Annotated in this window: 13 protein-coding genes and 2 tRNA genes; 9 read left to right on the top strand and 6 right to left on the bottom strand. The window is 61.4% G+C overall.

Annotated elements, in window-relative coordinates; translation table 11 throughout:
• Nucleotides 1-254 precede the first annotated feature (254 nt).
• Nucleotides 255-2,462, bottom strand: a complete 2,208-nt coding sequence (locus RJ40_RS10105) for a DUF3160 domain-containing protein (protein ID WP_265580729.1) — start codon at nucleotides 2,460-2,462, stop codon at nucleotides 255-257.
• A gap of 80 nt (nucleotides 2,463-2,542) precedes the next feature.
• Nucleotides 2,543-2,617, bottom strand: a tRNA-Arg gene (locus tag RJ40_RS10100).
• A gap of 66 nt (nucleotides 2,618-2,683) precedes the next feature.
• Between RJ40_RS10100 and RJ40_RS10095 the strand changes: the two genes are divergently transcribed.
• Complete coding sequence (locus tag RJ40_RS10095; RefSeq protein WP_265580727.1) at nucleotides 2,684-3,805, top strand: tRNA (guanine(10)-N(2))-dimethyltransferase; 1,122 nt, start codon at nucleotides 2,684-2,686, stop codon at nucleotides 3,803-3,805.
• Nucleotides 3,806-4,303: 498 nt separating this feature from the next.
• Here the strand turns inward: RJ40_RS10095 and RJ40_RS10090 are convergent, their stop codons facing one another.
• On the bottom strand, nucleotides 4,304-5,416 hold the full coding sequence (locus RJ40_RS10090; RefSeq protein ID WP_265580726.1) for an OBG GTPase family GTP-binding protein: 1,113 nt from the start codon (nucleotides 5,414-5,416) through the stop codon (nucleotides 4,304-4,306).
• 171 nt (nucleotides 5,417-5,587) lie between these two features.
• Here RJ40_RS10090 and RJ40_RS10085 point away from each other — a divergent pair.
• A tRNA-Glu gene (locus tag RJ40_RS10085) sits at nucleotides 5,588-5,662 on the top strand.
• A 286-nt stretch (nucleotides 5,663-5,948) separates the two neighbouring features.
• On the opposite strand, the gene RJ40_RS10080 is transcribed toward RJ40_RS10085, so the two are convergent.
• Nucleotides 5,949-7,262 carry a hemolysin family protein gene (locus RJ40_RS10080; RefSeq protein WP_265580725.1) on the bottom strand — a complete coding sequence of 438 codons (1,314 nt, stop codon included), beginning with the start codon at nucleotides 7,260-7,262 and terminating at the stop codon, nucleotides 5,949-5,951.
• 1,439 nt (nucleotides 7,263-8,701) lie between these two features.
• Between RJ40_RS10080 and RJ40_RS10075 the strand changes: the two genes are divergently transcribed.
• The 6 genes from RJ40_RS10075 (at nucleotide 8,702) to RJ40_RS10050 (ending at nucleotide 21,476) form a co-directional block, all read left to right on the top strand.
• Nucleotides 8,702-10,156, top strand: a complete 1,455-nt coding sequence (locus tag RJ40_RS10075; protein WP_265580724.1) for an MATE family efflux transporter — start codon at nucleotides 8,702-8,704, stop codon at nucleotides 10,154-10,156.
• 311 nt (nucleotides 10,157-10,467) lie between these two features.
• Nucleotides 10,468-17,514: a right-handed parallel beta-helix repeat-containing protein gene (locus tag RJ40_RS10070; RefSeq protein ID WP_265580723.1), complete on the top strand. Its 7,047-nt coding sequence runs from the start codon at nucleotides 10,468-10,470 to the stop codon at nucleotides 17,512-17,514.
• Nucleotides 17,515-17,613: 99 nt separating this feature from the next.
• Nucleotides 17,614-18,288, top strand: coding sequence for a MarC family protein (locus RJ40_RS10065; protein ID WP_265580722.1), 675 nt, complete (start codon nucleotides 17,614-17,616; stop codon nucleotides 18,286-18,288).
• Nucleotides 18,289-18,677: 389 nt separating this feature from the next.
• Nucleotides 18,678-19,154: a MarR family winged helix-turn-helix transcriptional regulator gene (locus RJ40_RS10060; RefSeq protein WP_265580721.1), complete on the top strand. Its 477-nt coding sequence runs from the start codon at nucleotides 18,678-18,680 to the stop codon at nucleotides 19,152-19,154.
• Nucleotides 19,126-20,541: an MATE family efflux transporter gene (locus RJ40_RS10055; RefSeq protein WP_265580720.1), complete on the top strand. Its 1,416-nt coding sequence runs from the start codon at nucleotides 19,126-19,128 to the stop codon at nucleotides 20,539-20,541. Before RJ40_RS10060 ends, RJ40_RS10055 begins: the two co-directional genes overlap by 29 nt.
• Before the next feature lie 62 nt (nucleotides 20,542-20,603).
• Nucleotides 20,604-21,476, top strand: coding sequence for a PHP-associated domain-containing protein (locus RJ40_RS10050; RefSeq protein ID WP_265580719.1), 873 nt, complete (start codon nucleotides 20,604-20,606; stop codon nucleotides 21,474-21,476).
• Here the strand turns inward: RJ40_RS10050 and cls are convergent.
• On the bottom strand, nucleotides 21,462-22,946 hold the full coding sequence (gene cls, locus RJ40_RS10045; RefSeq protein WP_265580718.1) for a cardiolipin synthase: 1,485 nt from the start codon (nucleotides 22,944-22,946) through the stop codon (nucleotides 21,462-21,464). The two genes, RJ40_RS10050 and cls, sit on opposite strands and share 15 nt — an antisense overlap.
• A 396-nt stretch (nucleotides 22,947-23,342) precedes the next feature.
• Here cls and RJ40_RS10040 point away from each other — a divergent pair, with 396 nt between their 5' ends.
• The gene (locus tag RJ40_RS10040) at nucleotides 23,343-26,153 is read left to right on the top strand and encodes an Eco57I restriction-modification methylase domain-containing protein (RefSeq protein WP_265580717.1); all 2,811 of its coding nucleotides are present in this window, start codon (nucleotides 23,343-23,345) and stop codon (nucleotides 26,151-26,153) included.
• On the opposite strand, the gene RJ40_RS10035 is transcribed toward RJ40_RS10040, so the two are convergent.
• Nucleotides 26,140-26,730: a RimK/LysX family protein gene (locus tag RJ40_RS10035; RefSeq protein WP_265580716.1), complete on the bottom strand. Its 591-nt coding sequence runs from the start codon at nucleotides 26,728-26,730 to the stop codon at nucleotides 26,140-26,142. The two genes, RJ40_RS10040 and RJ40_RS10035, sit on opposite strands and share 14 nt — an antisense overlap.
• Nucleotides 26,731-26,736 lie beyond the last annotated feature (6 nt).

Below are 26,736 nucleotides of genomic sequence, written 5' to 3'. Positions count from 1 at the left end.
GAGGGTGACGCCCTATCCTGGCCAGGTCACAGGCCCTCGTCTCTACGACCACCTCCACTTGCTCGCCTGGCGCGGCCCTGAGCGTCGAGGACGTGACTGAGGCATTGAGGCCCAGGAGAGAACAGGAGGGAGACCGTCGAGCCGATCCCGTCCACCCACTCGATGGAGAGATTCAGGGCAACGGTCTGGTTGAAGGGAGGAAGACAAAGAAAAAGAGGATGAGGACCACAGCACCCACGAGGATGCGGCGCACCTCACGCCACCACCGCGTACTCGCCGGTCCACCAGGGCCTGGTCGGGGGTGCTTCCCTGAGCATCTCCCGCCAGGCCTCGTCGGTGAGGCGGTCGTCGAGCGGGTGCGTGAACTCATAGTACGAGAGGACCGGGCCGGCGCAGAGGGTAACCGCACCGTCGGGTTCGGGGCAGGCGACGACGATGAGGTCGACAGGACCCACGCCCTCCTCCAGGACGATTTTTTCGTACGGATCAGAATGCACGTCGGCAACCAGAGTCGTCCGTGCCTCGAGGTTGATCACAAGGTCGTCGAGAGTCTCGGCGGCGTCCCTGATGAAGGCGTGGTCGTCGGCGGTGAGGGGAACGCCTTCGAGTTCTTTCACCGAGAGGTCGGTGAACCGATCGATGACGTCGCCGAGATCTCTGAGCCGCCGCTGCGCGGCGGGGTCAAGGACGTCGAGGTCGAAGAGCCCGTCGGCGGTCATGGCGTTGAGGGCCCCGAGGCGGTGGTAGGCCTCGGGTACCGGTTCGACATAGCCAGGGATCTCGGGTTTCTCGGGCGAGGTGGCAGGCCCTTTGCCGAACGTATAACTCTGCTTGGCATAGAGGATGGTGTCGTGGCGGAGTTCGGTCCAGGAGGCGAGCGACGTGGTGAGTTCTTTCTCCTGCCAGGCGGAGGTCTGCATGAAGGTCGGGTAACCCTCCCCGAACTCGACGAGGAGGGGGCGGAGCGAGTACAGCCAGCCCCAGTAGAGGTTCTGGCGCCACGCGCTCTCGTTGAGCGCGGCGAGTTCGGCCTCAAGTCTGCCATAGGCCGGATCATACTTTGCATAGGCGCTGTCTTCGCCACGGTCCAGGAGGGTGCGGGCCTGTTCCGAGCCGAGGAGGGCCATCACGTCCAGGCCGGTCGGAACGCTCCGATAACCTCCGACGAGCGTGAAGGGTTCGCCGGCCCCGGTGAACTCGCCGGTGTACGGGTAGACGAGTTCGGAGAAGAAGTAGGAGTCGGGGACAAAACGCTGGCCCATGAACCTGAAGCCCATGGTGGCGTTGAGCGCCTTTCTCGCCTCTTCAGGGGAGCCCACATTCTGGTAACCGGTCCCGCTGTAGATCGCCGGCGGGTCAAGGGTCCGGAGTTCCTGCCTGAGGGCATCGACTTCGTCGGGAGTGAGGTCCTGCTTCGCCCCACCGAAGAGGCGCTCCATCGCGGCGATATACTCCTCCGGTCCGAGGTCGTCTGCGTAGCCGACATAGAAGGCGGTGACCTCGTAGACCCGGTCCCAGTGTTCCATCAGGTCGGGGTCGTCGGCGAGGAGCGCCGCGGTCCTGGCGGCGGCCGCGGTCTGGATGCGCGCCTCCTCCTCGGGAACCTGCCGGGTGGCGTTGAGAAGGAAGGGCATCCGCCCGTGCCACATCATCGCCTGGAAATAATTTTTGAGTCTTTCCGATTGAGTGTAGTGGCCGCGCGGGCGGTACTGGGTGTAGTCCTCGGTGTACGAGAAGAGGGGCGAGGGGGTAAGCCCGGCCTGCCGGTCGATGAGGGCGAGTTCGGCCTCGACCTCGTCGCGGACCGGTGCCGGGACGTCGACATGATAGCGTTTGACGTCCTCAGGGTCGAAGCCGTCGCCGACCTGTTCGGCGTCGGGCGCGAGGAGCGTCGCGGCCACGGCATAATAGCCCATGTTCAGCCTGGCCGCCTCCTTCGCCTCCCCCGAACTCTGTCGATAGGCTTTCTCGGAAGCGTTGAGGAGGGCGACGTCGAGGGCCCGGAGGTCGTCGAAGAACTCGCGTTCCTCGACGCGGCGCAGAGTGTCGTCGAACTGGGCATGGTAGAGGTGGAGAAGAGTGTCGGAGGAGAGGAAGAGCGGGACGTCATGCTCGCCGAGGGTCCTGTACGGCCCGACGATCTCGTCCTGGTCGCCGAAGGGATAGGCGGCGACGACGAAGCCGTGCTCCTTGAGGAGGGCCTGTTCCTCCTCGCCGAGGGAGAGGGCGGCGACGACCTCCTCCCAGTTCGTGACAGTGCCGGGGTCGAGGGGAAGGGCGTACTGCGGTGCCGACGGCGTGACCTCAAGGGGCTTGAGGGTATACGAATGGGCAAAGTCGGTATCATTCTCCGCCGCCGCACCCTCGACTGTGGGTGCAGGAGGCGATGCGTCGTCTACGGTGGCGCACCCCGCGATCAGGAGGGCCGCGCCGAGGACAAGAGCCGGGAGTATTCGGTGCATGATCTCACGACTTGAGATCAGGCCGAAGGCCCCATAAAGATATCCAAGACTGCGAATACATTCGCAGTGATAAAATCGAGCGGGCTTGAGGGGATTCGAACCCCTGGTATTCAGCTTAGGAGGCTGACGCCCTATCCTGGCTAGGCCACAAGCCCTCAGTGTCTGTAGATATTGGTGCCTGGAAGGTATTAAGGTTTTGAGAGGGCTACCTCTCTGCCGCAATGGAAAGAGTACGGGTCACCGAGGGGAAGACGTCATTTTTTGCACCGGTCCAGGATAAGAACACCCAGTTCCCCCCCGGTTCGGCCCCCATATTTTATAACCCACGGATGGAGGCGAACCGCGACGCCACCGTCCTCTTCCTCTCGGCGGTCGGTCCTTCCGAATACCTCGATGCGATGGGGGCGACCGGCGTGCGCGGGCTGCGGATCGCGAACGAGACCGGGACCCACGCCACCATCAACGACATCGACCCCTCGGCCGCGGCCGAGATCAGGGCCAATGTCAGAGACCTGGGCCTCGACGCCGAGGTGACCTGCCAGGACGCCAACGCCCTGATGAGCAGTCGCCGTTTCGACTGCGTGGACCTCGACCCCTTCGGGACGCCGGCGCCCTTCACCGACTCGGGGTGCCGGAGCGCCAGACGGTTCCTCTGCATCACCGCCACCGACACCGCCCCGCTCTGCGGCGCCCATCTCAAGGCCGGGATGCGCCGGTACTGGGCGCGGCCGATGAACACCGAGTACCACGGCGAGGTGGGGCTGCGGGTGCTCCTCGGGTTTGCGGCGCGCCAGATGGTCAAGTACGACCGGGGGGTGAGGCCCCTCTTCTGCTTCGCCCACGAGCACTTCATCCGCCTCCACCTCAGGGTGGTGCCCAGGGTCAGCGCCGCCGAGCAAACCCGCGGCCGGATCGGGTATATTCTCCAGTGCCCGCACTGTTTCTTCCGCGCCGAGCAGGCCGGGATGTTCCCGGAAAGCCGGACCTGCCCGCGCTGTGGGGAGGCCCTCAGTCCGGTCGGCCCCCTCTGGCTCGGGGCGATCAACGACCCCGGCCTCCTCGAAGACCTGGAAGCCCGTCTCCCGACGATGGGTCTGGGCACGGCCGCCTATCTCGGCCGCCTCCTCCCTCTCCTCAGGGCCGAACTCCCGACCTCCTCCTTCTACGACTACCACCGGGTGGCCAAGCGGCTGCGGACCTCTCCACCGGCGATGGACGTGATGCTCCAGCGGGTGCAGGACGCTGGGTATGCGGCGACGCGAACCCACTATGTCGGGACCGGGGTGAAGACCGAGGCGCCGCTCGAAGTGATCGAGGCGGCGGTGAAGGGAGAGGGAGAGTAAAAAAAGATCGGGAGAGGCGTGGTGCCGGCTTTCAGATCCCACACCTTCCCACCACTCGCGCCGGGGCGCTGTCGAAGATCAAAGATCTTCTGGCTCTGTAAAATTGCTCATGAGGCGAGGGGCACGCCTCAAGCATACGGGATGAAAATTACTCGTCGCTCGATCTCCGGGTGTTGAAATGGTTTAGATCGCTCTTTTCAGGACATGAGGATCAGTGGAAGACCTGTTCAATTGCCGCCCCCCGGCGCGAGACGGCGATGAAAATTCTTCAGAGGGGTGACCCCTCTGATCGCACGCGTCATTCCCCCGGCACTTCCGAACACATGCCTCCCCCCATCCTCACACCGGGGGCGCTGCCCCCGGACCACAGGGATGGCGATTGGAGGGGGAAGGTAGGAGCGATCCCTTCCTCTGTCGATCCGTCACGTAGGGGCGAGAGAGGAATCAGCCCTGAATATTCCACTCCGGAAGAGGAATCAACAGAGCAAAAAAAAAGATTCAGAACCTCGTGACGATCGTCACGATGTCCTCGTCGGCGATGGCGTGCTGGAGACCAACACGCTGGGCGTCGTGCTTCACCGATTTGCCCCAGATCTTGGCATACCTGAACTTGTCGACAAAGTCCCGGTGGAGACGGCGGCAGACATCCTCGATTGTCGAGCCGCTCCTGACAATCAGCGGCTCCTCCAGATCGGCAGGTCCGCCGAGCGGTTTCATGTAGACCCGCATGAACCCCAGGTTCTCGTAGATCGCGTCCTTGAGAACCTCGATATTGTAGCCTGAGTGGGCCGAGATCATATAGGGTTCATCACCGAAGCGCTCGGTGACCGTTTCCTTGACCTCTGCTCTCATCTCTTCATCGACGAGGTCGACCTTGTTGATGGCGACAAATGCCGGGACATAGACCCGGTTGCCGATCATGGCGTCGATGAAGTCGTCCTGCGTGACATTGCCGCGGATGAGAACATCGGCATTGTTGACCTTGTTCTCGGCGAGGATCGAACGGACCTCTTCGATCTCGAGCGCCTCTTCCCCGACATAGTTGAGCCTGATACCGCCGTTCGAGGCCTTCTTGATAGTGATGTCGGGCTTTGGCTTGTTGATCCTGATGCCGGCGTCGTGGAGTTCTTTCATCAGGACATCGACGTGCTTGCCATTGTAGACATCCCCGAGGATCAGGATCAGGTCGGCGCTCCGCACGACGGCGATCACCTCCTTGCCCCGCCCTTTCCCCATCGCCGCGCCGGCGATGAGGCCGGGGATATCAAGAACCTGGATCTTCGCACCCTTGTGTTCGAGGACACCCGGCACGACGGTGAGGGTGGTGAAGGCGTAGGCCGCAACCTCGCTGTCCTTGCCGGTGAGCCGGTTGAGGAGGGTGGACTTCCCTACCGACGGGAAGCCGACGAGGACGACCGTCCCGTCCCCTGACTTCTTGACAGAATAACCTTCGCCGCCTCCGGCCGAATTCATCGCCCGCTGGACAGCTTCCTCCCGAATCTTGGCGACTTTCGCCTTCAGGCGACCGATGTGCTTGGAGGTGGCCTTGTTGTAGGACGTCCGCTGGATCTCATCCTCGATCTCTTTGATCTGATCTTCAAGACCACTCATTCCTCAATACTCTGTCTGTCGACTACATAAGGGTCATGGATAGGGAACGCTGGCGCTCCCTCGCGCGGCCCGTATCGCAGAGTTACAGGCACGGTCAGATCCGGTGGCGCAGACAGGAATGGTTAAATACCGTCGTATCAAATATTGTAGAGCACTTAGGTGCATTCACCTGCTGCTATAGTGTAGACCGGCCAATCATGCAGGACTCTCACTCCTGCGACTGGGGTTCGAATCCCCATAGCAGCATCCGATTTTGGGTCTAAATTCCCTATGTTTTTCAGATTCATGCCAAAGATCTCGATATGAAATCTATGTCGTCGATATCGTTGATCATCCGAAATTGATCACCCCATGAATGACACAGACACTCAAAAAGAACAGGCCAGAAAATCTTTCTGAGACTGATGCGCCCCCTTCAAGAATCAGTATCGGAAGATGATCGAACCGGGGCGATACACCAACCCCCAACCCCGTCTTCTACGGGGGAGGCGGTGGCAACCCTCTCTCGATCAGGGGTCTGGGACATCATATTCTATGTTTCGGTACGGTCTGCAGCAACCCGCGTGACCAGCACCTTGTCCACCCGGTTGCCGTCCATATCCACCACCTCGTACCGCAGATCGCCCACCTCGATAGAGTCGCCGGTTCTGGGTACCCGCTCCAGGACATACATGATCAACCCGGCAAGGGAATGGTACCGCCCCTCATCTTCTCCTGGAAAGACCTCCACAGACAGGATCTCCTTGATATTCTCAACGTCGGTGCTCCCGTCAATCAGCCACGAACCGTCCTCACGGACGACCACCGATACCTCGGCACGCTCTCTGAGGGTACGGACATCTCCCACAATTGCTTCCAGCACATCATGGAGCGTTACAAGACCCTGGACACTCCCGTATTCATCAGTGACCAGCGCAATATTCAGCCCGGTTTCTTTGAACGACTCGATCAGTTTCAGGACCTGAAGGCCCTCAGGAACAAAGAAGGGCTCTGTCATGGCGGCCCTGATCGCGGGCGAAGCGCCTTCCTCCATCCTTGCCAGGACATTCTTTACCGAGACCATACCAACGATGTTGTCCTGATCTCCCTCAAACACCGGGAACCTGGAGCGGCCGCTCAGGATCATCTTTCTCAGATTTTCTTTATCAGGGTCATCGAGATCGAGCGCAACGACATGGGGACGAGGCGTCATCAAGGACTCAACCCGGCGATCATCAAGAGCAAACACACCTTCTACCATACTCAACTCAGATCGCTCAAAGACACCGGCCTCGGCCCCCTCCTCAAGCATGATCTTGATCTCCTCTTCGGTGACCGGCGGCTCTGCCGCATCTTTGACCCTCATGACCCTGAGCACGGCCTCAGTCGAACGACTGAGGACGAACACGATCGGAGTCGCGACGAACGAAAGAACGTGCATCGGCCGCGCGACCATTGATGCGATCTCCTCCGCACTGTTGAGGGCGATACGTTTGGGAACGAGTTCTCCAAAGATCAAGGTCAGATAGGTGATGACCAGGACCACCAGCGTGATGCTCAGCGCCTGACTGTATGGTGCCAGGGCCGGAATCTCTTGAAAGAAAGGTGCGACTCCCGCAGCAACCGTCGCGCCACCAAAGGCGCCGGCAAGGATTCCCACCAGGGTGATACCGATCTGGATCGTCGAGAGGAACGACGTCGGGCTCTCCGCAAGGGCAAGCGCTGTTGCCGCCCCGGCATCCCCTTTTTCCGCACGCTGATGAAGGCGAGCCTTCCTGGCCGAGACAATGGCAAATTCAGACATCGCAAAAATGCCGTTGAGCACGATCAGAATGACGATAAGAGCAACCTCAATGAGATATGACATTCGACTGAGAGAGTGTTGGAGACCGAGTTTATATATCCATTGAGAAAGACGGGAAGGCGGCCGTAGAGAGCCACGATTTACAAAAAAACGGCCCTGTTGAATTCCTCTTCTGGCGTGACCATGAGGGGCTGCTCACACCCTTGCCCCTCCGTGATGGACCGGCAGAGGATGGGAACCCCCTCTGAACGATTCCCCGCCCACCTTCCCACCCTATCGCAATCACGGGGGTTCCAGGGGCGGAGCCCCCGGCGCGTATGGTGTGGGAAGGCACGTCGATCAGAAGGGCCGCCCCGCCAGAAGAACGAGAGACTTTACCCGGCTCTCTCGCGCCGGGGGCGACCTCCCGAATCCCCCCACGGTGAAGATATCCGCGGGGCGGCGAAGTGCTCGGTTCCCGGCACCCTCAAGGCCAGGAGAAGAGGAATTGAGGGTTTAGCATGAAAAACTTTTCATGAAGTATGCCTGAGGCGTGCTTTCGCTTCATGAGCGATTCAACAGAGCCGGATGCTCTATAATCCCGGTCTGGTGAAAACAAATGTTCAATCAGGCAGACGGTAGAAGTGTGGTCGGGATCGGTGTCTGCCGGCGACGACGCTTACAACATTGCAGCAGGTTTACAGCAGATTTGCAGCATATGCCGCAAAGATCAAACGGCCAGGAAAGGGGTTGAATTGTACTGTACTTGTACAAGAGAGAGAGAAGCTTCTCTATCAGTACTATATTACAGCAAAACCCACACCCACACGGCATCACCGCTTCCTCTGTCTCTGTGTGTGCGTGTGTGTGCGAAACCCGGAATGCTGCAAACGATCCACTGATCTCTACGTGCAATAGAGATAAACCCGATCAGATCCTGCAGTGCCGCCCGTTGAATGGCAACACCTTCCGCAACCTGCTGCAAACCGCTGCAAAAAAAGGGGGTCTGCTGCAAGAGACCTCCCGCATCATCCCATGAACATCCGCCTGGTTGACCGGGTTCACGCCCACCGCAGGGGTGACCACACCATCTTCCCACCGTTCTCCCGGCATGTGGTATTGCAACGATTGAATCGTACATCGAAGGTATTCCGGACCGACGCATAACAATACGCTTGAACACCGGATCTCTCCGGCGACTTCCATCCTGGCCCCTGCTTGCCACCTCTTCATCGCCACCGGCAAAGACCCACATCCCGCATAACTTTTTTTCATCACTCCATCCGGGCCAGAACCCTTCCACGGGGCAGACTCCGGCATGCTATCTTCTCAGGTGACAGATCCTATCAGGCGACCTGACCGGTGGCCCGAACGAATGATGAGATCGTAATGAAGCACCATTATCTATACAGAGGGCGACATGATCTGCTCCTGCCCGGTGCTGTTCAAACGCATGTAAAAAATGGTATGGTTCCCCTTCTCCTGGGCCCCCATACGAACCCCCCTGATTTAAAGGATACATTATGATAGACTCCCCCATCACCTCCGATCCGGACCCAAAAACGACAGACCACCAGAGCATGATCACCGAAGGCGTCGCCGTCCTCACCGGCGACCCGAAAAAGGCCATCTTCAAGATCGCCGGCCCGATCATGATCGCCATGCTCTTCCAGGCAATTTACAACCTCGCCGATGCGGTCTGGGTGGCAGGACTCGGTGACGACGCCCTCGCCGCCGTCGGGTTCATCACCCCGATCTTCATGATCCTCGTCGGTCTCGGGAGCGGCCTCGGGGCCGGCGTCACCTCGGCCGTCTCACGCCGCATCGGCGCTGAGGACAGGGCCGGGGCAGACAACGTCACGATGCATGGCATCGCCATCATCCTGTTCATCTCGGCAGTCGTCACCCTGGCCCTCCTCCTCTTCATCGAACCCCTCGTCCTCGCTCTCGGTGCCGGGGAGACCGCGAGATATGCGATAGAATACGGCCGCATCATCTTTGCCGGGACCGTATTCATCCTCTTTGCCGACGTTCTCTATGCCGTCTTCACGGCCGAAGGGAATACCCGGAGGACGATGTACGCCTGCGCCGGATCTGCGGTCCTCAACATCGTCCTCGATCCCATCCTCATCTATGGTGCGGGCATGGGCATCGCCGGGGCGGCATGGGCGACGCTCATCTCCATGGCCTTCGTCTGCGCCCTCCTCCTGTACTGGCTCCTGGTGAAAAAGGACACCTACGTCTCCATCGACTGGCGGCGCTTCTCCCCCGAGAGACACACCGCCATGGACATCTTCGCTGTGGGCATCCCTGCAAGCCTGGAATTCGTGCTGATGTCGGTCGCCGGGATCATCATCAACAGTCTCCTGGTCCGGGTCACCGGGCCGGATGCCGTCGCCGTCTACACCGGCGGGTGGCGGATCATCTTCTTCGCCCTGATCCCGTTCATCGCCATGTCCATCGCCGTCGTCTCGGTCTCGGGCGCGGCCTATGGTGCACGAAAGTACGACAGACTCAGGGTCGCTCACTCCTTCGCGGTTCGATCGGGCATCCTCATCGGCCTCGGTCTCTCCCTCCTCACCTGGTTCCTCGCACCCTTCATCTCCTGGATCTTCACCTACTCGGCCGAGAGCGCACACCTGGCAGGCGGGATCACCGCCTTCCTGATGACGATGTGCTTCTTCTTCCCCTTCATCGCGCCGGGCATGATGTCGGCCGGGATCTTCGAGGGGACCGGGAAGGGCATCTTCGCCCTTGCCGTCGAGTTCCTCAGGAACCTCGTCTTCATCGCCCTCGCCGTCTGGGTGCTCGGCGTCGTCCTTGGTTTCGGCGAAGTCGGCGTCTGGTGGGGGATCGTCGCCGGGAATATCCTCGGCGGGATCGTCGGGTATCTCTGGGCGCGGCTCTATATCTCGCGGCTCATCAGGCAGGGATCACCCGCTCTCACTCCTACCCCCCAACCCGATCACGAAGGATAAGGAATGCGTGCGTCGAGACAGACGACCTTCCATCAAGGAGGGGGAGACCGGCGAACAGCAAACCCAGATATTCTTTTTTTTATATTGGACCAGATTGATTCTCGCCGCAAAAAGACACAAAACAGATCACAATCATAAAATAAATCACAAAAAAATCCAATCTTGTCATAAAATTGCATGGCCATACAGATAAATGATTTATATTTGATTTATGGCGAGACAGAAGTACATTATATAGATTTCCATGCCTCGATAGAAAAGAATCTATATCATACTGTTATTTTTATTATATCGTTCCGGAGGACACCATTATGGAAAAAAAAGTTACCGAGATTATAATTAATCCATCAAACGTCTTCAGGATTCTCATCTGCGTATCGATCCTCGGATATCTGGTCTCCGGGGTGGCGGCCTCCCCTCCCCCGTACTCGGTGAACGCCACGGGGTGGTGGAACGAGACAGGGGTTTTCAACCCTGCCCCGGCAAACCCCATCCAGGCGGCGCTGACCAATGCCTCTGCCGGGAGCGTGGTCACCGTCACTGAACAGACATCCTATTCTTCTCCCCTCGTCTTTGATGCAAAATCGATCACCCTCGACCTCAACGGCTCGAGACTCGATGGGTCGAGATTTTCCGACAGGCCGGGGATCACCCTTGCAAACGCGGTCGGGGTCACGATCAAAAACGGCGAGATCACCTCATTTCAGGACGGTATCCTATTCAAAGGGAGTTCAAGCGGTGTCTCCATCTCCGGCATAACCATCACAGCACCAGGCAAAAACGGCATCTGGTTCGGCGGCAAATGCGAAAACGCGATCTTCTCGAATATCACCATCACAGACCCGGGGCAGGCAGGCATCAGGGAGCACAATTCCGGGAGCCTGGGCAACCTCACCTTCCAGGACTGCACAGTGATAGGCGCAGGCAGCGACGGCATCGCACTGGACGACTGCAGATCCAACCTCTACGGGACCTGTTATGTCCGCAACCTCGTCCTCTCGAACGTCACGGTCAGGAATGCCGCAGCAAACGGCATCATCCTCGAACAGGACGCCACCACACAGAGTGGAAACCTTACGGTGCGTGACTGCACCGTCGAGGGGGCGGGGCAATACGGCGTCCGGGTGATCGGTCGGGGCGAGGTCGTCATCGAAGATATCCAGAGCAGAGGGAATGGAGACTCCGGCGTAGACGGCACATACTATGGTCTCTATCTCAAGGGCATCGAGGCACCTGACATCGCCCTTCTCAACCTCACCGTCGAGAACAATAGGAACGGGCTGTACCTGGAGAACGTCGCCGACCTCCTCCTGGACGGCGGCGTCACCATCCAGGGCAATGGCGGGTATGCCTGCGCCCTGAAGATCTGCGACAATATCACAGTCAGGGATCATGATTTCGACCCCGCGGTCAGACCCTATCTCCACGGAGTATACACATCCTCGGTGACGAACAGCACCTTCGAGAACCTCACCATCTCAGGGAACACAGGGGATGCCATCGTCTTCGACGGCATCTCTTCAGGCCTGACCTTCGACACTCTCACCATTACCGCACCGGGCAAAAACGGGATCTATTTCAACGGCAACTGCGCGAACGTGGCCCTCTCGAACATCACCATCACAGACCCGACACTGGCGGGCATCACGAAAAACGTGGGGGCCTCCAGCCTTGCCAACATCACGGTCCGTGACTGCACGGTGACAGGCGCAGGAGACGACGGGATCGCACTGGACGACTACCGTTACGTTTTTGTCCGCGACATTGTCCTTTCGAATGTCACGGTCAGGAATGCCACAGGAAACGGCATCCTCATCGGGCAGGACAACAACGCCCAGAGCGGGAACGTCACGGTGCATGACTGCACCGTCGAGAGGGCGGGGGAGTACGGCGTCCGGGTACTCGGCCGTGAAGAGGTCATCCTTGAAGATGTCCAGGCCAGAGGGAACGGTGATACCAGCGTGGATAATGTCTACTATGGCCTCTCTCTCACAGGATACGAGACGCCAACCGTCTCTCTCCTCAACCTCACCATCGAGGACAACAGGAACGGCCTGTACCTGGAGAAAGTCGCCGATCTCGTTCTCGGGACAGAGATCGCCGTTCGGGACAACGGCGGGTATGCCTGTGCCCTGAAGATCTGCGACAATATCACATTCAGGGACCATGCTCTCGACCCCACGGTCAGATCCTATCTCCACGGCCTGTACCTCTCCTCGGTGACGAACAGCACCATTGCAAATCTCACTGTCGTCGGAGCCGCCGGTAATGCCGTCTTCTTCGACGGCACCTCTTCAAGCATCGTCCTCGACACTCTCACCATTACCGCACCGGGCAAAAATGGGATCTATTTTTACGGCAACTGCGCGAACGCGGCCCTCTCGAACATCACCATCACAGACCCAGCACTGTCAGGCATCACGAAAGACGTGGGGGCCTCCAGCCTTGCCAGCATCACGGTCCGTGACTGCACGGTGACAGGCGCAGGAGGCGACGGCATCGCACTGGACGACTACCGTTACGTTTTTGTCCGCGACGTCGTAGTTTCAAATGTCACGGTCAGGAATGCCACAGGAAACGGCATTCTCATCGGGCAGGACAACCACGTACAGAGCGGAAACCTTACGGTGCGTGACTGCACCGTCGAGAGGGCGGGGCAGTACGGCGTCCGCATACTTGGAAGGGGCGAGATCGTCCTTGACGGTGTGCAGAGCAGAGGGAATGGCGACAAAAATGGAGACAACGTCTACTATGGCCTCTCTCTCACAGGATACGAGATGCCAACCATTTCTCTCCTCAACCTCACCGTCGAGGACAACAGGAACGGTCTGTACCTGGAGAAAGTCGCCGATCTCGTTCTCGGGACGGGGATTGCCGTCCGGGACAACGGCGGGTATGCCTGTGCCCTGAAGATCTGCGACAATATCACATTCAGGGACCATGCTCTCGACCCGACGGTCAGACCCTATCTCCGCGGTCTGTACCTCTCCTCGATGACGAACAGCACCTTCGAGAACCTCACCATCTCAGGAAACACAGGAGATGCCATCGTTTTCGACGGCATCTCTTCAGGCCTGACCCTCGACACTCTCACCATTACCACACCAGGCAAAAACGGGATATGGTTCAACGGCAACTGCGCAAACACGGTCTTTTCGAACATCACCATCAACGACCCAAAACAAGCAGGCGTCACGAAAAACGGGCGATACTCCAGCATTGCAAACCTCACCATCCGCGACAGCACGGTGACAGGCGCAGACGGTGACGGCATCGCCCTGGACGACTACAGTTCCGATTACGTCCGGGACATTGTCCTCTCCAATGTCACAGCCATAAATGTAACAAGAAACGGCATCCTCGTTGGGCAGGACAACAACGCACAGAGTGGGAGTGTCACGGTGCGTGACTGCACCGTCGAAGGGTCAGGGCAGCACGGTGTCCTGGTACTCGGCCGCGAAAAGGTCGTCATCGACGGCGTCCGGGCAAGAGGGAACGGAGAATCCAGTGGGGACGGCACATACTACGGGCTCTCTCTCAAGGGCATCGGGGTACCGGACGTCACGCTCCTCAACCTCGCCGTCGAGAGGAACAGAAACGGCTTCTATCTGGAGGGAGTCTCCGACCTGCTCCTGGACGACGGCATCGCCGTCCGTGACAACGGCGGGTATGCCTATGTCCTGAAGACCTGCGACAATGTCTCCGTCCGCGACCTCGCCGCAACCCCGGCGGTCCGCTCCTACACCCGCGGCCTCCACCTCTCCGCGGTGACAGACAGTTCCTTCGAGAACCTCACTTTCTCGGGATCCACCGGCGACGCACTCTGGCTTGAGGGCACATCCGCAGGCCTCGCCTTCGACAGCATCAAAATTGTTTCTCCTGGTACAAACGGGATCTACTTCAATGGGAACTGCAAGGACACCGTATTCTCAAATCTCACCATCACCGACCCGGCGCAGGCGGGCATCAGCAAGTATTACAAATACATCACCCTCGAAAACCTCACCGTCCGTGACTGCACCGTGTCCGGGGCCGGTGGCGACGGCATCGTCCTGGGCGACTACTCTTCCTCTCTCCGCGACATCGTCCTCTCCAATCTCACGGTCAGGAATGTGAAAGGAACCGGCATCATCCTCGGGCAGGACAACAACGCACAGAGTGAGAATGTCACAGTGCGTGACTGCACCGTCGAAGGGTCAGGGAAGCACGGGATCGACCTCAGAGGTCGGGGCGAGGTGGTCATCGACGGCATCGAGGCCAGAGACAATGGAGAGACCGGCGGGGATAACACCCATTACGGTCTCTCTCTCAGGGGCATCGAGACTCCGGCCGTCACTCTCCTTGATATCACCGTCGAGAAGAACAGGAACGGCTTCTATCTGGAGGGAGTCTCCGACCTGCTCCTGGACGACGGCATTGCCGTCCGCGACAACGGCGGGTATGTCTATGTCCTGAAGACCTGCGACAATGTCTCCGTCCGCGACCTCGCCGCAACCCCCGCGGTCCGCTCCTACACCCGCGGCCTCCACCTCTCCGCGGTGACAGACTGTTCCTTCGAGAACCTCACTTTTTCGGGATCCACCGGCGACGCACTCTGGCTTGAGGGCACATCCGCAGGCCTCGCCTTCGACGCCATCACCATCACGAATCCAGGCATAAACGGGATCTACTTCAACGGGAACTGCAGAGACACCGTATTCTCAAATCTCACCATCACTGACCCGGCGCAGGCGGGCATCAGCAAGTATTACAAATACATCACCCTCAAGAACCTCACCATCCGCGACTGCACGGTGACCGGCGCCGGCACTGGCGGCATCGCCCTGGACGACTACTATTCCTCTGTCCGCGATCTGGTTCTCGCCAATCTCACGGTCAGGAACGCAACAGGAACCGGCATCACCCTCGGGCAGGACAGTCATGCAGAGAGCATGAACCTCACTCTCCTGGACTGCACCGTCGAAGGGTCGGGGACGAACGGCATCGATCTGAGGGCCAGGGGCGACGTACGGATCCTCGACTGCGAGGCCAGCGGGAACGCCCAGACCGGCATGGTCCTGATCGGCATCGAGCGGCCCTTCCTTGTCTTTGAGAACGCCACAATCACCGGAAACAACCAGGCCATGCAGATCACCGGCATCAACGCCACGATCACCGACTCCGCTCTTGCCGGCACCACCGGAGACCTCGACCTGAGAGGGGAAGCGCACATCACGCTCTCGAACACCACCCACGACCGGGCAAAGGTCACGCTCGACGGAACCTCCCGTCTTGCCGTCCTCTGGCCACTCATCGTCACGACCACCGATCTGACAGGGAACATCGTTGCCGGCGCGGACGTCACCGTCGCCGACGTGAACGGAACGGTGGCACTCACTGCACAGACCAACGCGGACGGCCGGACCGGCCCGCACCTCCTCAGAGAATACACCCGGAACGGAACCGCACCCGCAGTCCTCTCCACACCCTACACCCTGACAGCCAGCGCTCCGATCGGTTCGGCCTCAGACGCCACCGACCTCTCCGGACCCACGACCGTGACCCTCCGTCTCTTCCAGGACACAAAACCTCCGACGATCACCTATGTGGCGCCGACCCCTGAGGAAGGGGCCAGGTCGCCCGCGAACGTCACGGTAAAGGTACTTGTCACCGACGACGTCGGCGTCGCGGGGGCACTCCTCGAAGTGAACGGCGTCAACGCCACGATGACCCTCGACAGAACCCGGACAGGGGCGTACGCCAGCGCAAACATCACCGGGGATGGCATCCACCGATACCGCATCTATGCCAATGACTCTGCCGGGAACATGAACGTCACCGGAATACGGAGCGTGGGCATCAGCACCACTCCCCCACCCGGTGTCACCGATCTCGCCGCCACCACGGTCTCGGAGACCGCGATCACCTGGACCTGGACCGACCCGGCAGACCCGACCTTCGACCGGGTGATGCTTTTCCTCAACGGCACCTTCCTCACCAACGTCCCGGCGGGAGTCGGCACCTACACCACGACCGGTCTTGCACCCGACACCGCGTATCTCCTCACCACCAGGAGCGTCGACTTCTGCGGCCAGGCCAACGCCACCCGCGTGAACGCCACTGTAAGGACCGCACCGGACCGCACCCCGCCGGCAGGCGTCACCGACCTGACCGCCGCCACCATCTCGGAGACCGCGATCACCTGGACCTGGACCGATCCGGCAGATGCGGACTTCGACCAGGTGATGCTTACCCTCGACGGCACCTTCATCACCAACATCTCGGCGGGTGTCGGCACCTACACCACGACCGGACTTGCACCTGACACCGAATACCAGATCGGAACACGGACCGTCGACACCGCGGGCAACATCAACCAGACCTGGGTGAACGCCACCGCACGGACCGCACCGGACCGCACCCCGCCGGCAGGCGTCACCGATCTCGCCGCCACCACGATCTCGGAGACTGCGATCACCTGGACCTGGACCGACCCGGCAGATGCGGACTTCGCCGCGGTCCGGGTGTACTGGGACGGCGCGAACGTGGAGGTACCCACAGGCGAAGAACGCTTCAACGCAACCGACCTCGCACCCGACACCGAGTACCAGATCAGCACCAGGACCATCGACACCGCGGGCAACCTCAACCAGACCTGGGTGAACGCCACCGCACGGACCGCATCTGTCCAGCCCACACCGACCCCCACCTCCTCGTCATCAGGCGGTGGCGGCAGCGGCGGCAACTCCCGGACTTCTGCGGCCTCTACAAAACCCCTCTTGCCTGAGCAGCAGAGCAGCCTCAGTTTCAAAGGGACGGCGATCTATGTCATCAATGTCACCGCGGCGGACGCCACCCGCAACCTCCTCTTCACCGTCGAAGACGCCGGTTCTCTCCCTGCCGGCATACCCCGTCCCGACGATGAGACCTACTGTATCGAGCACGTGGAGCAGTACCGCACCAATGACAACGACATCGCCACGGCAACGATCAGGTTCAGCGTATCGAAAGCATGGCTCGACGAGCGGGGCTACCGTTTCTCAGACATCGTACTCCTGCGCTTCCACAACGGCGCATGGACCAGAATTCCGACGACTTTTGAAGGAGAAAAAGATGGTTATTACTACTACTCTGCCGAAACCCCGGGCTTCTCCTACTTTGCCATTGTCTATCAAGAGAACGGGACAATCGTTCTCGAAGTGACCGCACCGGCGCGGGAAGCGGCGGTCGACACCCCCACCACTTCTGAACCGACACGAACAACCCCAAAAGCCACCAGGACAAACCCGGCCCAGAGCCCTTCAGCCGCCTTCGGGACTCTCGGCACTCTCCTTGCCATAGCAGCCACCTGTGGCGCGGCCAGGATAAGGAAGCGGTGACCTCCACATTCCTCCCATCTCTTTTTTCCGGACCCTCAACCCCTCTCACTCCACGGCCTTGCACAAAGCCCTTAAGTATCGCATCCCCCTATTGCCGCCATGGACCCGACCTCGTTCTTTGCCGCGTTCTTCGCCGCCCTCTTCGCCATCGCCAACCCGATCGGCAACGTACCCTTCTTCATCATGTACACCGCAGACGTCTCATCGACCCGCACCAGACATGCCGTCGCCCTCCTCCTCGGGGGAGTTCTCGCCGGGACGATGTTGCTGTGCATGTTCTTTGGCGCCGACATCCTCACGTTCTTCGGCATCTCGATCCCGGCCTTTCAGATCGCCGGGGCGATCATCCTGCTGACCATCGCCTTCTCCATGCTCTCGGGCACGCACACCGACCGCACCCACGCCCTCACCGCTGCGACAGGGGAAGAGTCAGTCTGGAAGCGTGCGGAGGCCGTGATCCCGAAGGTCATCGTCCCGCTCGTCATCCCGATCTATGTCGGGGCCGGCACGATCAGCGCCCTCGTCCTCTACGGTCACCAGGCCCTGGCCGACGGCGCCCTTCTCATCCCGGCCCTTGGCGTCGTCCTGATCGTCTGTCTCCTCATCACCCTCTGCAACTTCGCCTCAGACTACATCCTCAAGTTCTTCGGGAAGCAGGGGCTTGAGATCGTGGTCAGGATCTTCGGGATCGTCATCGCAGGCATCGCCATCCAGATGCTCTTCGAGGGACTCGGCGGGATGACCGTGGGTTTTGTCAGCCCGAGCATCCACTGAGACGGGCGGCAAAATACCAACTTCTTTTGCTCAGCAAACATGGCGGGGTCCGGTCTGACCCCCGCCTCACAGCGTCGGAGGCATTGTCCCCCGATCACTTCCCCCTCATAGGCGCACCGCACTTCGGGCACTTCATCTCCCGGCAGGGCACACCTCGCGTCTTTGGTTCTTGATAACCGCACCTCGGGCATACACAGTTCTCGGGCGGTTCCCCCCGCCGACCAAACCCTCGATCGGGTGGTCCTCTCTCTCCGTCAGGCATGACTGATTCACCGGCGGCAATGAACCACCGGGAGACAGAAAAAAGATCCGGTCGTCACTGCATATAGTTGCCGACCCAACAGTTGCGCAGGCAACCATTATCCTCTCCCACTACCAAACTGATCTCTATGCAACCCCCTCACGAGAAGGTCCCGCTCGGGGCCCTCGTCTCGGTCATCCACCGGACCCACCACATCATCATCGACGAGCGGATGAAGCGGTACGGCCTCTCCTCAGGGCAACTCTTTACCCTCATCCACCTCGCCCACCAGCAGGGGATCACCCAGGAGACACTGGCCCGCCGCTTCCACGTCGACAAAGGTACTGTCGCCCGGGCCGTGCGGAGACTGGAAGACACCGGATACATCCGACGGACCACCGACCCCGACGACCGCCGGGCCGTCAGGATCTTCCTGACCGAAAAAGGGGAAGAGATCGTCCCTGAGATCGTCAGGATCGATCAAGAATGGGAAGAGGAGGTCTGCGCCGGCCTCACCGACGAAGAGCAGAAGATGGTCCGCACTCTCCTCAGGGCCATCGCCCACAACAGCCTCAGCCTCATCCTGGAGAACGAGTATGCACAACAACGAAACAAAACCTCCTGAACAGACCGGAACAACAAAGGGCGTCTCCATCCTTACCGGCGATCCGAAGAAGGCCATCATCAAACTCTCGGGCCCGATGATCATGGCGATGTTCCTCCTCTCGATCTACAACCTCGTCGACGCCGTCTGGGTTGCAGGACTCGGTGACGACGCCCTCGCCGCCGTCGGGTTCGTGACCCCGGTCTTCATGATCCTCATCGGCCTCGGGAACGGCCTCGGGGCCGGCGTGAGTTCGGCTATCTCCCGCCGGATCGGTGCGAAGGACAGAGTCGGGGCAGACAGCGCGGCCATGCACGCAATGGTCCTGACCATCCTCCTCTCGGCCATCTTCACCCTCCCTCTCACTCTCCTCGCCGGACCGGTCGCCGCCGCCCTCGGTGCCGGCGAGACCGCAGACCTTGCGGCGACCTATGGGAGCATTGTCTTCTCGGGGACGATCTTCATCCTCTTCACCAACATCGCCTATGCCGTGCTCAGGGCCGAAGGTGACACCAGACGGACGATGTATGCCATGGGCGTGTCCGCAGTCGTCAACATGCTCCTCGATCCCGTCCTCATCTACTGGGCAGGGATGGGCATCGCCGGTGCGGCCTGGGCCACGATCATCGCCGTCGCTCTGGTCTCGGTCATCCTGCTCTACTGGTTCCTCGTCAGAAGGGACACCTATGTCACCCTCTCCTGGCAGGGTTTCTCCCCTGACCGGGCGATCTTCAAAGACATCCTCAGGGTCGGGCTCCCGGCAAGCATGGAGTTCTTCCTGATGTCGATCGTCGTCATCGTCATCAACGGCCTCCTCGTCCATGTCGCCGGCACCGAAGCCGTCGCCGTCTATACCTCAGGGTGGCGGGTCGTGATGTTTGCGCTCATCCCCTTCATCGCCATCGGCACCTCGGTCGTCTCGGTCGTCGGTGCGTCCTATGGTGCGCGGCTCTTTGAAAATCTCAAGACCGCCCACACCTTCTCGGTCGGCCTGGGGGTGGCGATCGCCATCGCCATCAGCATCGTCACCTGGGTCTTCGCCCCGGCGATCGCCCTCGTCTTCACCTACTCCCCGGAGAGCGCCCACCTCGCCCCGACGATCGTCGCCTTCCTCCAGACGATCTGCTTCTTCTACCCCTTCGTCCCGCCTGGCATCATGTCGGGTTCGGTCTTCCAGGGGACCGGGAAGGGGATGTACTCGCTGGTCCTCAGTCTGCTGCGCAACCTTGTCTTCATCGCCGTCTTCGCCTACCTCCTCGCCATTCCCCTCGGCCTTGGCGAGGCAGGGGTCTGGTGGGGGATCGTCATCGGCAACATCCTCGGCGGGATCGTCGGATACGGATGGGCCAGGATCTACATCGCCCACCTCCTCAGGGTAAGCGAGAAGGGAGGGGGGGCGGCCGTCTGAAGGGTGCACCGACCGCGACCTTCATCACCGCCCGGGGCAGAGGAGATCAGAGAGATACACCCATGCGTCAGACAGTCACCTTTGCCCGCCCCGACTTCGCCGCCCTCAGGGAGAGAGGGTTCATGCCGGTGGACATGCACACCCACACGAACCACTCAGACGCCCCGACACGCGTAAAAGACGCCCTCCGCAAGGCCGAAGACCGCGGTTTCGGACTTGCGATCACCGACCACAACGGTATCGGCGGCGTCCTGGAGGCGCGGCGCCTGGGCACTCACGCGATGGTCGTCCCCGGGATCGAGGTGAGCGCCTGGGACGGCCCGCACATCCTCGTCTATTTTTACGACACCCACGACCTGGAGGATTTTTACCGGTCTCATATCAGGGATGCACGGAGCAAAAGCCCGTACCTTGCCACCCGTCTCACCACCCCCGAGGTCCTGGAGTGGGCCGCCGGGTACTCCTGCGTCGTCTCGGCCGCCCACCCATACGGCTACCTCCTCTTCAACAAGGGGGTGCAGAAGTGCATCGACCGCGAGTATCTCGAACCCGAGATCCTCTTCGAGTTCGACGCCGTCGAAGCGGTCTGCGGGGGGATGGGCAGAGGGCAGAACGAGAAGGCCGCCCGCCTCGCCAGGGATGGGGAACTCGGGGTCACCGGCGGGACAGACGGTCACCTCCTCTCAGACCTCGGCAATGTGGTCACCTGTGCCGACGCCGCGGACACAGGAGCGTTCCTCGACGCCGTCGTCAGGCGGGAGACGACGGTCGTCGGGCTTGAGAAGAATGTCCTTGAGAAGTGCGCCATGGCCGTCGGGGTCGTCCCGCAGTACCTCCCGTACCTCGGCCCCTCCCTCGCAGTCCACTGGCACCAGAACCTCCCCCGCCTCCTCCGCATCCCCGAGCGGTTGAGAGACGGGCTACATCACCCCTGAAAAGAGACGGAAGACCGCCTCTTTCACCTTCACCCTGCGTGACCGCGCCGCATAGACCGCCGGCGTCACCTCGGTACAGGCAGCCAGGTCGACTTCGAAGACCGCCTTCAGCCGCCCGGCCACCTCTGCGTCGTAGATGAAGGCGTTGGCCTCGAAGTTCAGGCAAAAACTCCGGATATCCCAGTTAGCGCTCCCCACCGAGGCCGCGGCGCCGTCGACGACGACGGTCTTGGCATGGAGAAACCCGGCGTCATAGGTGTAGGCCCGCACCCCGGCGGCGAGGAGGTCGCCGATGTACGAGTACGTCGCCCAGTAGACGAAGGGGTGGTCGGGCTTGCAGGGGATCATCACCCGCACGTCAACGCCCGAGAGCGCGGCGATGGTCAGGGCGTCGAGCACGCTCCCGTCAGGAACAAAGTACGGCGACTGGATGTAGACCGACTCGTGCGCCGAGGAGATGAGTTTGAGGTATCCCTTCTTGATCTCTTCCCCGAGCGAGTCGGGGCCGCTTGAGACGATCTGGACAACGGCGTCGCCGGTGAAGTCGCGGACCGGAAAGTAGCACTCCTCAAACCCGAGGTCGTCGCCGGCGGCATAGTTCCAGTCCAGAAAAAACCTGAGTTGCATGAAGGAGGCGGCGCTCCCGGTGACCTTCAGGTGGGTGTCCCGCCAGGGGCCAAGATGCCGGTCCTCGCCCAGGTATTCGATGCCGACATTGAAGCCGCCGATGAATCCGACTGTCCCGTCGACGACGGCGATCTTTCGGTGGTTGCGGTAGTTCACCCTGAGGTTGAAGGGGAGGTAGCGCGACGGGAAGAAACTCGCCACCGCCCCGCCCGCATCGGTCAGGGGTCTAAAAAAATCGTTCGGGAGCCGCCGGCACCCGACGGCGTCGTACAGCAGTCGCACCTCGCACCCTTCGGCCGCCTTCCCGGCAAGCACCGAGACCAGCCGCCGGCCCAGGTGGTCGTCCCTGATGATATAATACTGGAGATGGATATGGTCGCGGGCCGCGAGGATTGCATCGAAGAGGGCCGAGAACTTTTCATCTCCTGCGGTGTAGACCTCCACCTCGTTGTCAGGGCAGAGGACCGCCATGTCGTGGCGCAGCAACATGGAGGCCAGGGGCCGGAAGGCTCCGAGGCGGGTGTCGAGAGGAGGGCCGCCGGCCGTCATCCACTCCTCCTGCTCCTTGAGAATCCCCTTCAGCATCTCGTCGTCCTTCTTTTTGAGGATGAAGAGCCGTTCTTTGTAGATGTTCTGGCCGAGGAGGAGGTAGAAGACGAACCCCAGCACCGGGATGAAGACCAGGACGACGATCCAGGCGAGGGCGGCACCCGGGTTTTTCCGCTCGAACAAAATGATCAGGAGGGCACAGACGGCGTTGAGGACGAGCAGTCCGGGACAGATGATCTCAGGCCCTCCCATATCGCCGACCTCCTCGTCCCTCCATGCATGCCGGTACGTCATCAGTCTTTTGCCGGGGATGGGGAGAGTGATTCAGACTCATGGAAGTAATTCTGATCTGGCGGCTCTGTAGTAAACCTCGATCACTCCCCTCACAACATGGCAGCGAGGGAAAACACAAGCCCTCACCGCCCCCCCCCCGGCGCGAGAGATCAACTTAGCATTTCTCGTCCTTCTGGTGGGGCAGCCCTTCGGATCGCCCGCCTTACTCCATGAATCGCGCCGGGGGCGCTGCCTCCGGGCCCCCGATGTTCACGCCAGAAAAGGAATTCTACAAAGCCGATCTGACACAAATTTGTCTACGACGGCCATGACAGGAGGCCGCCTTCAGTCCTGGGAACATGTCGGAACCTTCATCATCCCTTCCCCTGAAGACACTCCTCAGAACAGAGGAGAGGGATGTCCGCCGGCGACCCGAGGGCCTGGCCGCCAGACTGGCTCGATGTGATGACCAACGCGCTCGGATCACCGGAAGGTGCCGCCGCCTTCTGCATCACTCTCGGCATCTCGCCTCTCCCCCGTCCCCTCCCTCTGGAGACCGCCGGCGTCTTCCTCCTGGCCGGGACCACGGAGGTGCCGCTCGCCCTCTGGACCGGGAACGACGACGAGGTGCCGGACGGGCCCCTCGTGATCGTCAGTGTGGGCGAGAAGGGCGTGCTGCTCTGCCCGGCGGGAGAGGGGCACACCAGGATCGTCCTCGACCCGGCAGACGTGCGGGAGAGCGACCGCCGCGCCTTGCTCGCCCTGCGGGACGGCGAAGCATACGGACAGGCGGCCACCTCCCGCCGGTTCACGGAGGAGTGCATCCCCCTCTTCGAGTCGATCTCGCGGGCGACCGGCGACCGGGAGGGCACCCTCGACGTCTTCGTCGACCTCGTCGTGCTCTCCATCCTTGGTGCTGAAGGTGAAGGTCCGGGCGATCTCTGGGAGAGGTACCGTGCCGAAGGGAGGTACGGCACCGACCGGTTCGCCTCCGAGGTGGCGGGCCCGTCCCTCGCGGGGGCGTTGCAGGGGTGCCCGCCGTCCGACCTCCTCCATGTCCCGGACCGCTTCTGCAAGAATATTCTGGAGATCATAGAGCGATACCGTTTCACCTGCCGCGAAGAGACACCCGAAGAGCAGGAGGCCGCAGTCGGACCCGAGGCGATTGCTCTCCTCACCGAGAGTCTCGCCCCGGCAGGCGACCACGATCTCACCGGGGTCTTCTATACTCCCGTAACTGAGGTCTGGTTCATGTGCCGCCGGGCCCTGGTCGAGGCGCTGGGTGCCCGCTTCCCTGAGGTCGGGACCGAGGCGCTCTACGCCCTCGTCTTTTCGCAGTCTGCAGCAGGTTTGCCGGACCGTGGCCGCGCACTCGCCGCCCTCGACGAGATCACGGTCATCGACCCGGCCTGCGGGTCGGGCTCCTTCCTCGTCGGGATGCTGGGGGTGTTCGAGGCGACGGCGCGGGCCCTCGGGGGGTCCGGGACCAGGACGATGGTGCGGGCCGTCGGGGAGGGGCTTCACGGGACCGACGTGATGCCGGCCGCCGTCAGGGCCGCGGGCCTGCGCCTCCTCCTCAGGCTCCTTGCCGGAGGGGGGGCGGGATCGGTCAGTCCCTGGCAGAATCTCCGCGTTGGGGACACCCTCGCCGCCCCCTGGGAAGGCTGCTTTGATATCGTCATCGGCAACCCACCCTATGTCAGGCAGGAGTTGATCGCTCCTCCGGGCGAGGAAGGGGTCGGGAAGCGCGAGCGGCAGGTCTACAAAGACACCCTGATCCAGAAGGCCGGGACGGTCTTCCCGGCCCTCGGGCGCCCGGACCGCCGGTCCGACCTCTACATCTACTTCTTCCTCTGCGGACTGGCGATGCTCAGGCGTTCCGGCGGCGTCCTCTGCTTCATCACCCCGACCACCTGGCTCGACACCGCCTACGGCAACGGGCTGCAGGAATTTCTCCTCAGAAACGTCCCTATCATCGCGGTCTATGACTTCCCGGGACGTACATTCTCCTGCGCCGATGTGAACACGGTCATCACCCTCCTCGGCCCCCCCACAGAAGAACCAGACAGGTGCCTCGACCATCAGGCCAGGTTCGTGCGGGTCGCCGCACCCCCCGGCGACCGGAACCTCGCCGGTGATCTGGCGGCGGTCGAGAGGGACGGGGCCGCGGCCCGGGGCGGGAACCTCGCAACGATGGCCGGAAACCTCGTAAAGGTCGGGAGGTGCCGGGCCTTCCCGGCCCTCCAGGCAGACCTCCTTGAAGAGGGCCGGGACACGCGGGACGGCCGGTACGCCGGGAGTGCCTGGACCGGGAAATTTCTCAGGGCGCCGGAGATCTTCTACACGGTGCTCAGAAAGGGCCAGGACCGGCTCGTCAGGATCGGCGAGGTGGCACCGTTCAGGCGCGGGATGACCACCGGGGCGAACAAGTTCTTCTACCTCGACACGGCAACGCGGGAACAGTGGAAAATCGAGGGCGAGTTCCTCGTCCCGGTGATCAAGAGCCCGCGCGAGTGCCTGACGACCAGGGTCGACCCGGCCGCCCTGCAGCATCGGGCCTTCGTCTGCACCAGGAGTAGAGACACCCTTGCCGGCACCGGTGCCGGCCGCTATATCGAGATGGGCGAGGAACAACAGGTCAGGGTGCGGGGCGGGGGGGAGCGAGGCGGGGCGGTCAGGGGATACCACCGCCTCCGCTCCTTTGAGACGAAGAAGCAATGGTATTCTCTCGACGCGAGGGGCGGCAACCTCTTCTGGATGAAGGAGACCTACGAACGGCTCGGATGTTTCGTCTCAGAGCGCGACCTCCTCTGCGACTGCCGCTTCTACTGTGTCAGCGCCCCGATGGCGGTTCAGAACGCTGTCAACAGCACCCTGGCTCTCTTCCTGGCCGAGACCCTCTCGCGCAGCAGCCTCGGCCAGGGTGCCAGGTCGCTGATGGTCTACGAGGTCAACCGAATGCTGATCCCCGCCGGGATCGACGGGCTCTCCGGGGAATTGCTCCTTGAGGACCGGGAACTTGGTTCGATCTTTGAAGAGTGCGGGATCGATCCCGGCCGACCGATACGAGAACAGCGCCCCAGGCCTCTCCCTGACCGGACACATCTGGACGCCATGGTCTTCGAAGCCTTCGGCCTGACCCCCGACGAGCAGGAGGAGGTCTACTTCGCCCTCTGCGAAATGGTCCTGGAGCGGACCGGGCGGGCGCGGTTTTTCAGACAAACCTGAACTCCCACAACCTCCTCCCCGAGACCTCGCGCTCTTCGAGGTGCTCCATCTCATGGGCAAAAGTGAACGCCGCCGAACCCTCGAAGACGAGGACGTTCCCGGCCACCTCCTCAGCCGAGATTTCTCTTCTGGCCGGATCGACCCGCACCCGCACTCCCCGGCGGAACTTGAGACGCACACGAGAGGGGCGGACGACCAGGAGGCGTTCGGGCTCTTCCCCGCACTTCTCAAGCCTGGCGACCGCCCCCTCCTCGCTGAGAACCACCGGGTCGACGAGGAGATAGACCTCTTCGATGGTGGTCCCCCTCCCTTCGTCCTCATAGACGGTCGTCTTCTTCACGACCGAGACCGCCCTGAACCCTTCCGTCGCATAACTCCACGCACCCCCGAAGCGCAGCGAGAAAAAGACCGGAAGGAAGGCTTCGGCCGGGAGAGAAAAACGGCCGGCAAGCCTCCGCTCGGCACCGAGAAAGGCGAGCACCCGGCGGGTCTCGTCGTCACTCCCCTCCATCGGTGGAGGCTCACGGCGGCAGAGCGGATAAGCCTGCCGCCGACGCAACGCATCGTTGCATGGCATATCTAT

Source organism: Methanofollis aquaemaris (genome assembly GCF_017357525.1).
Lineage (GTDB): Archaea > Halobacteriota > Methanomicrobia > Methanomicrobiales > Methanofollaceae > Methanofollis > Methanofollis aquaemaris.
Note: the sequence above shows the minus strand (reverse complement) of the source record. Positions and strands in the feature narration are given on the sequence as shown.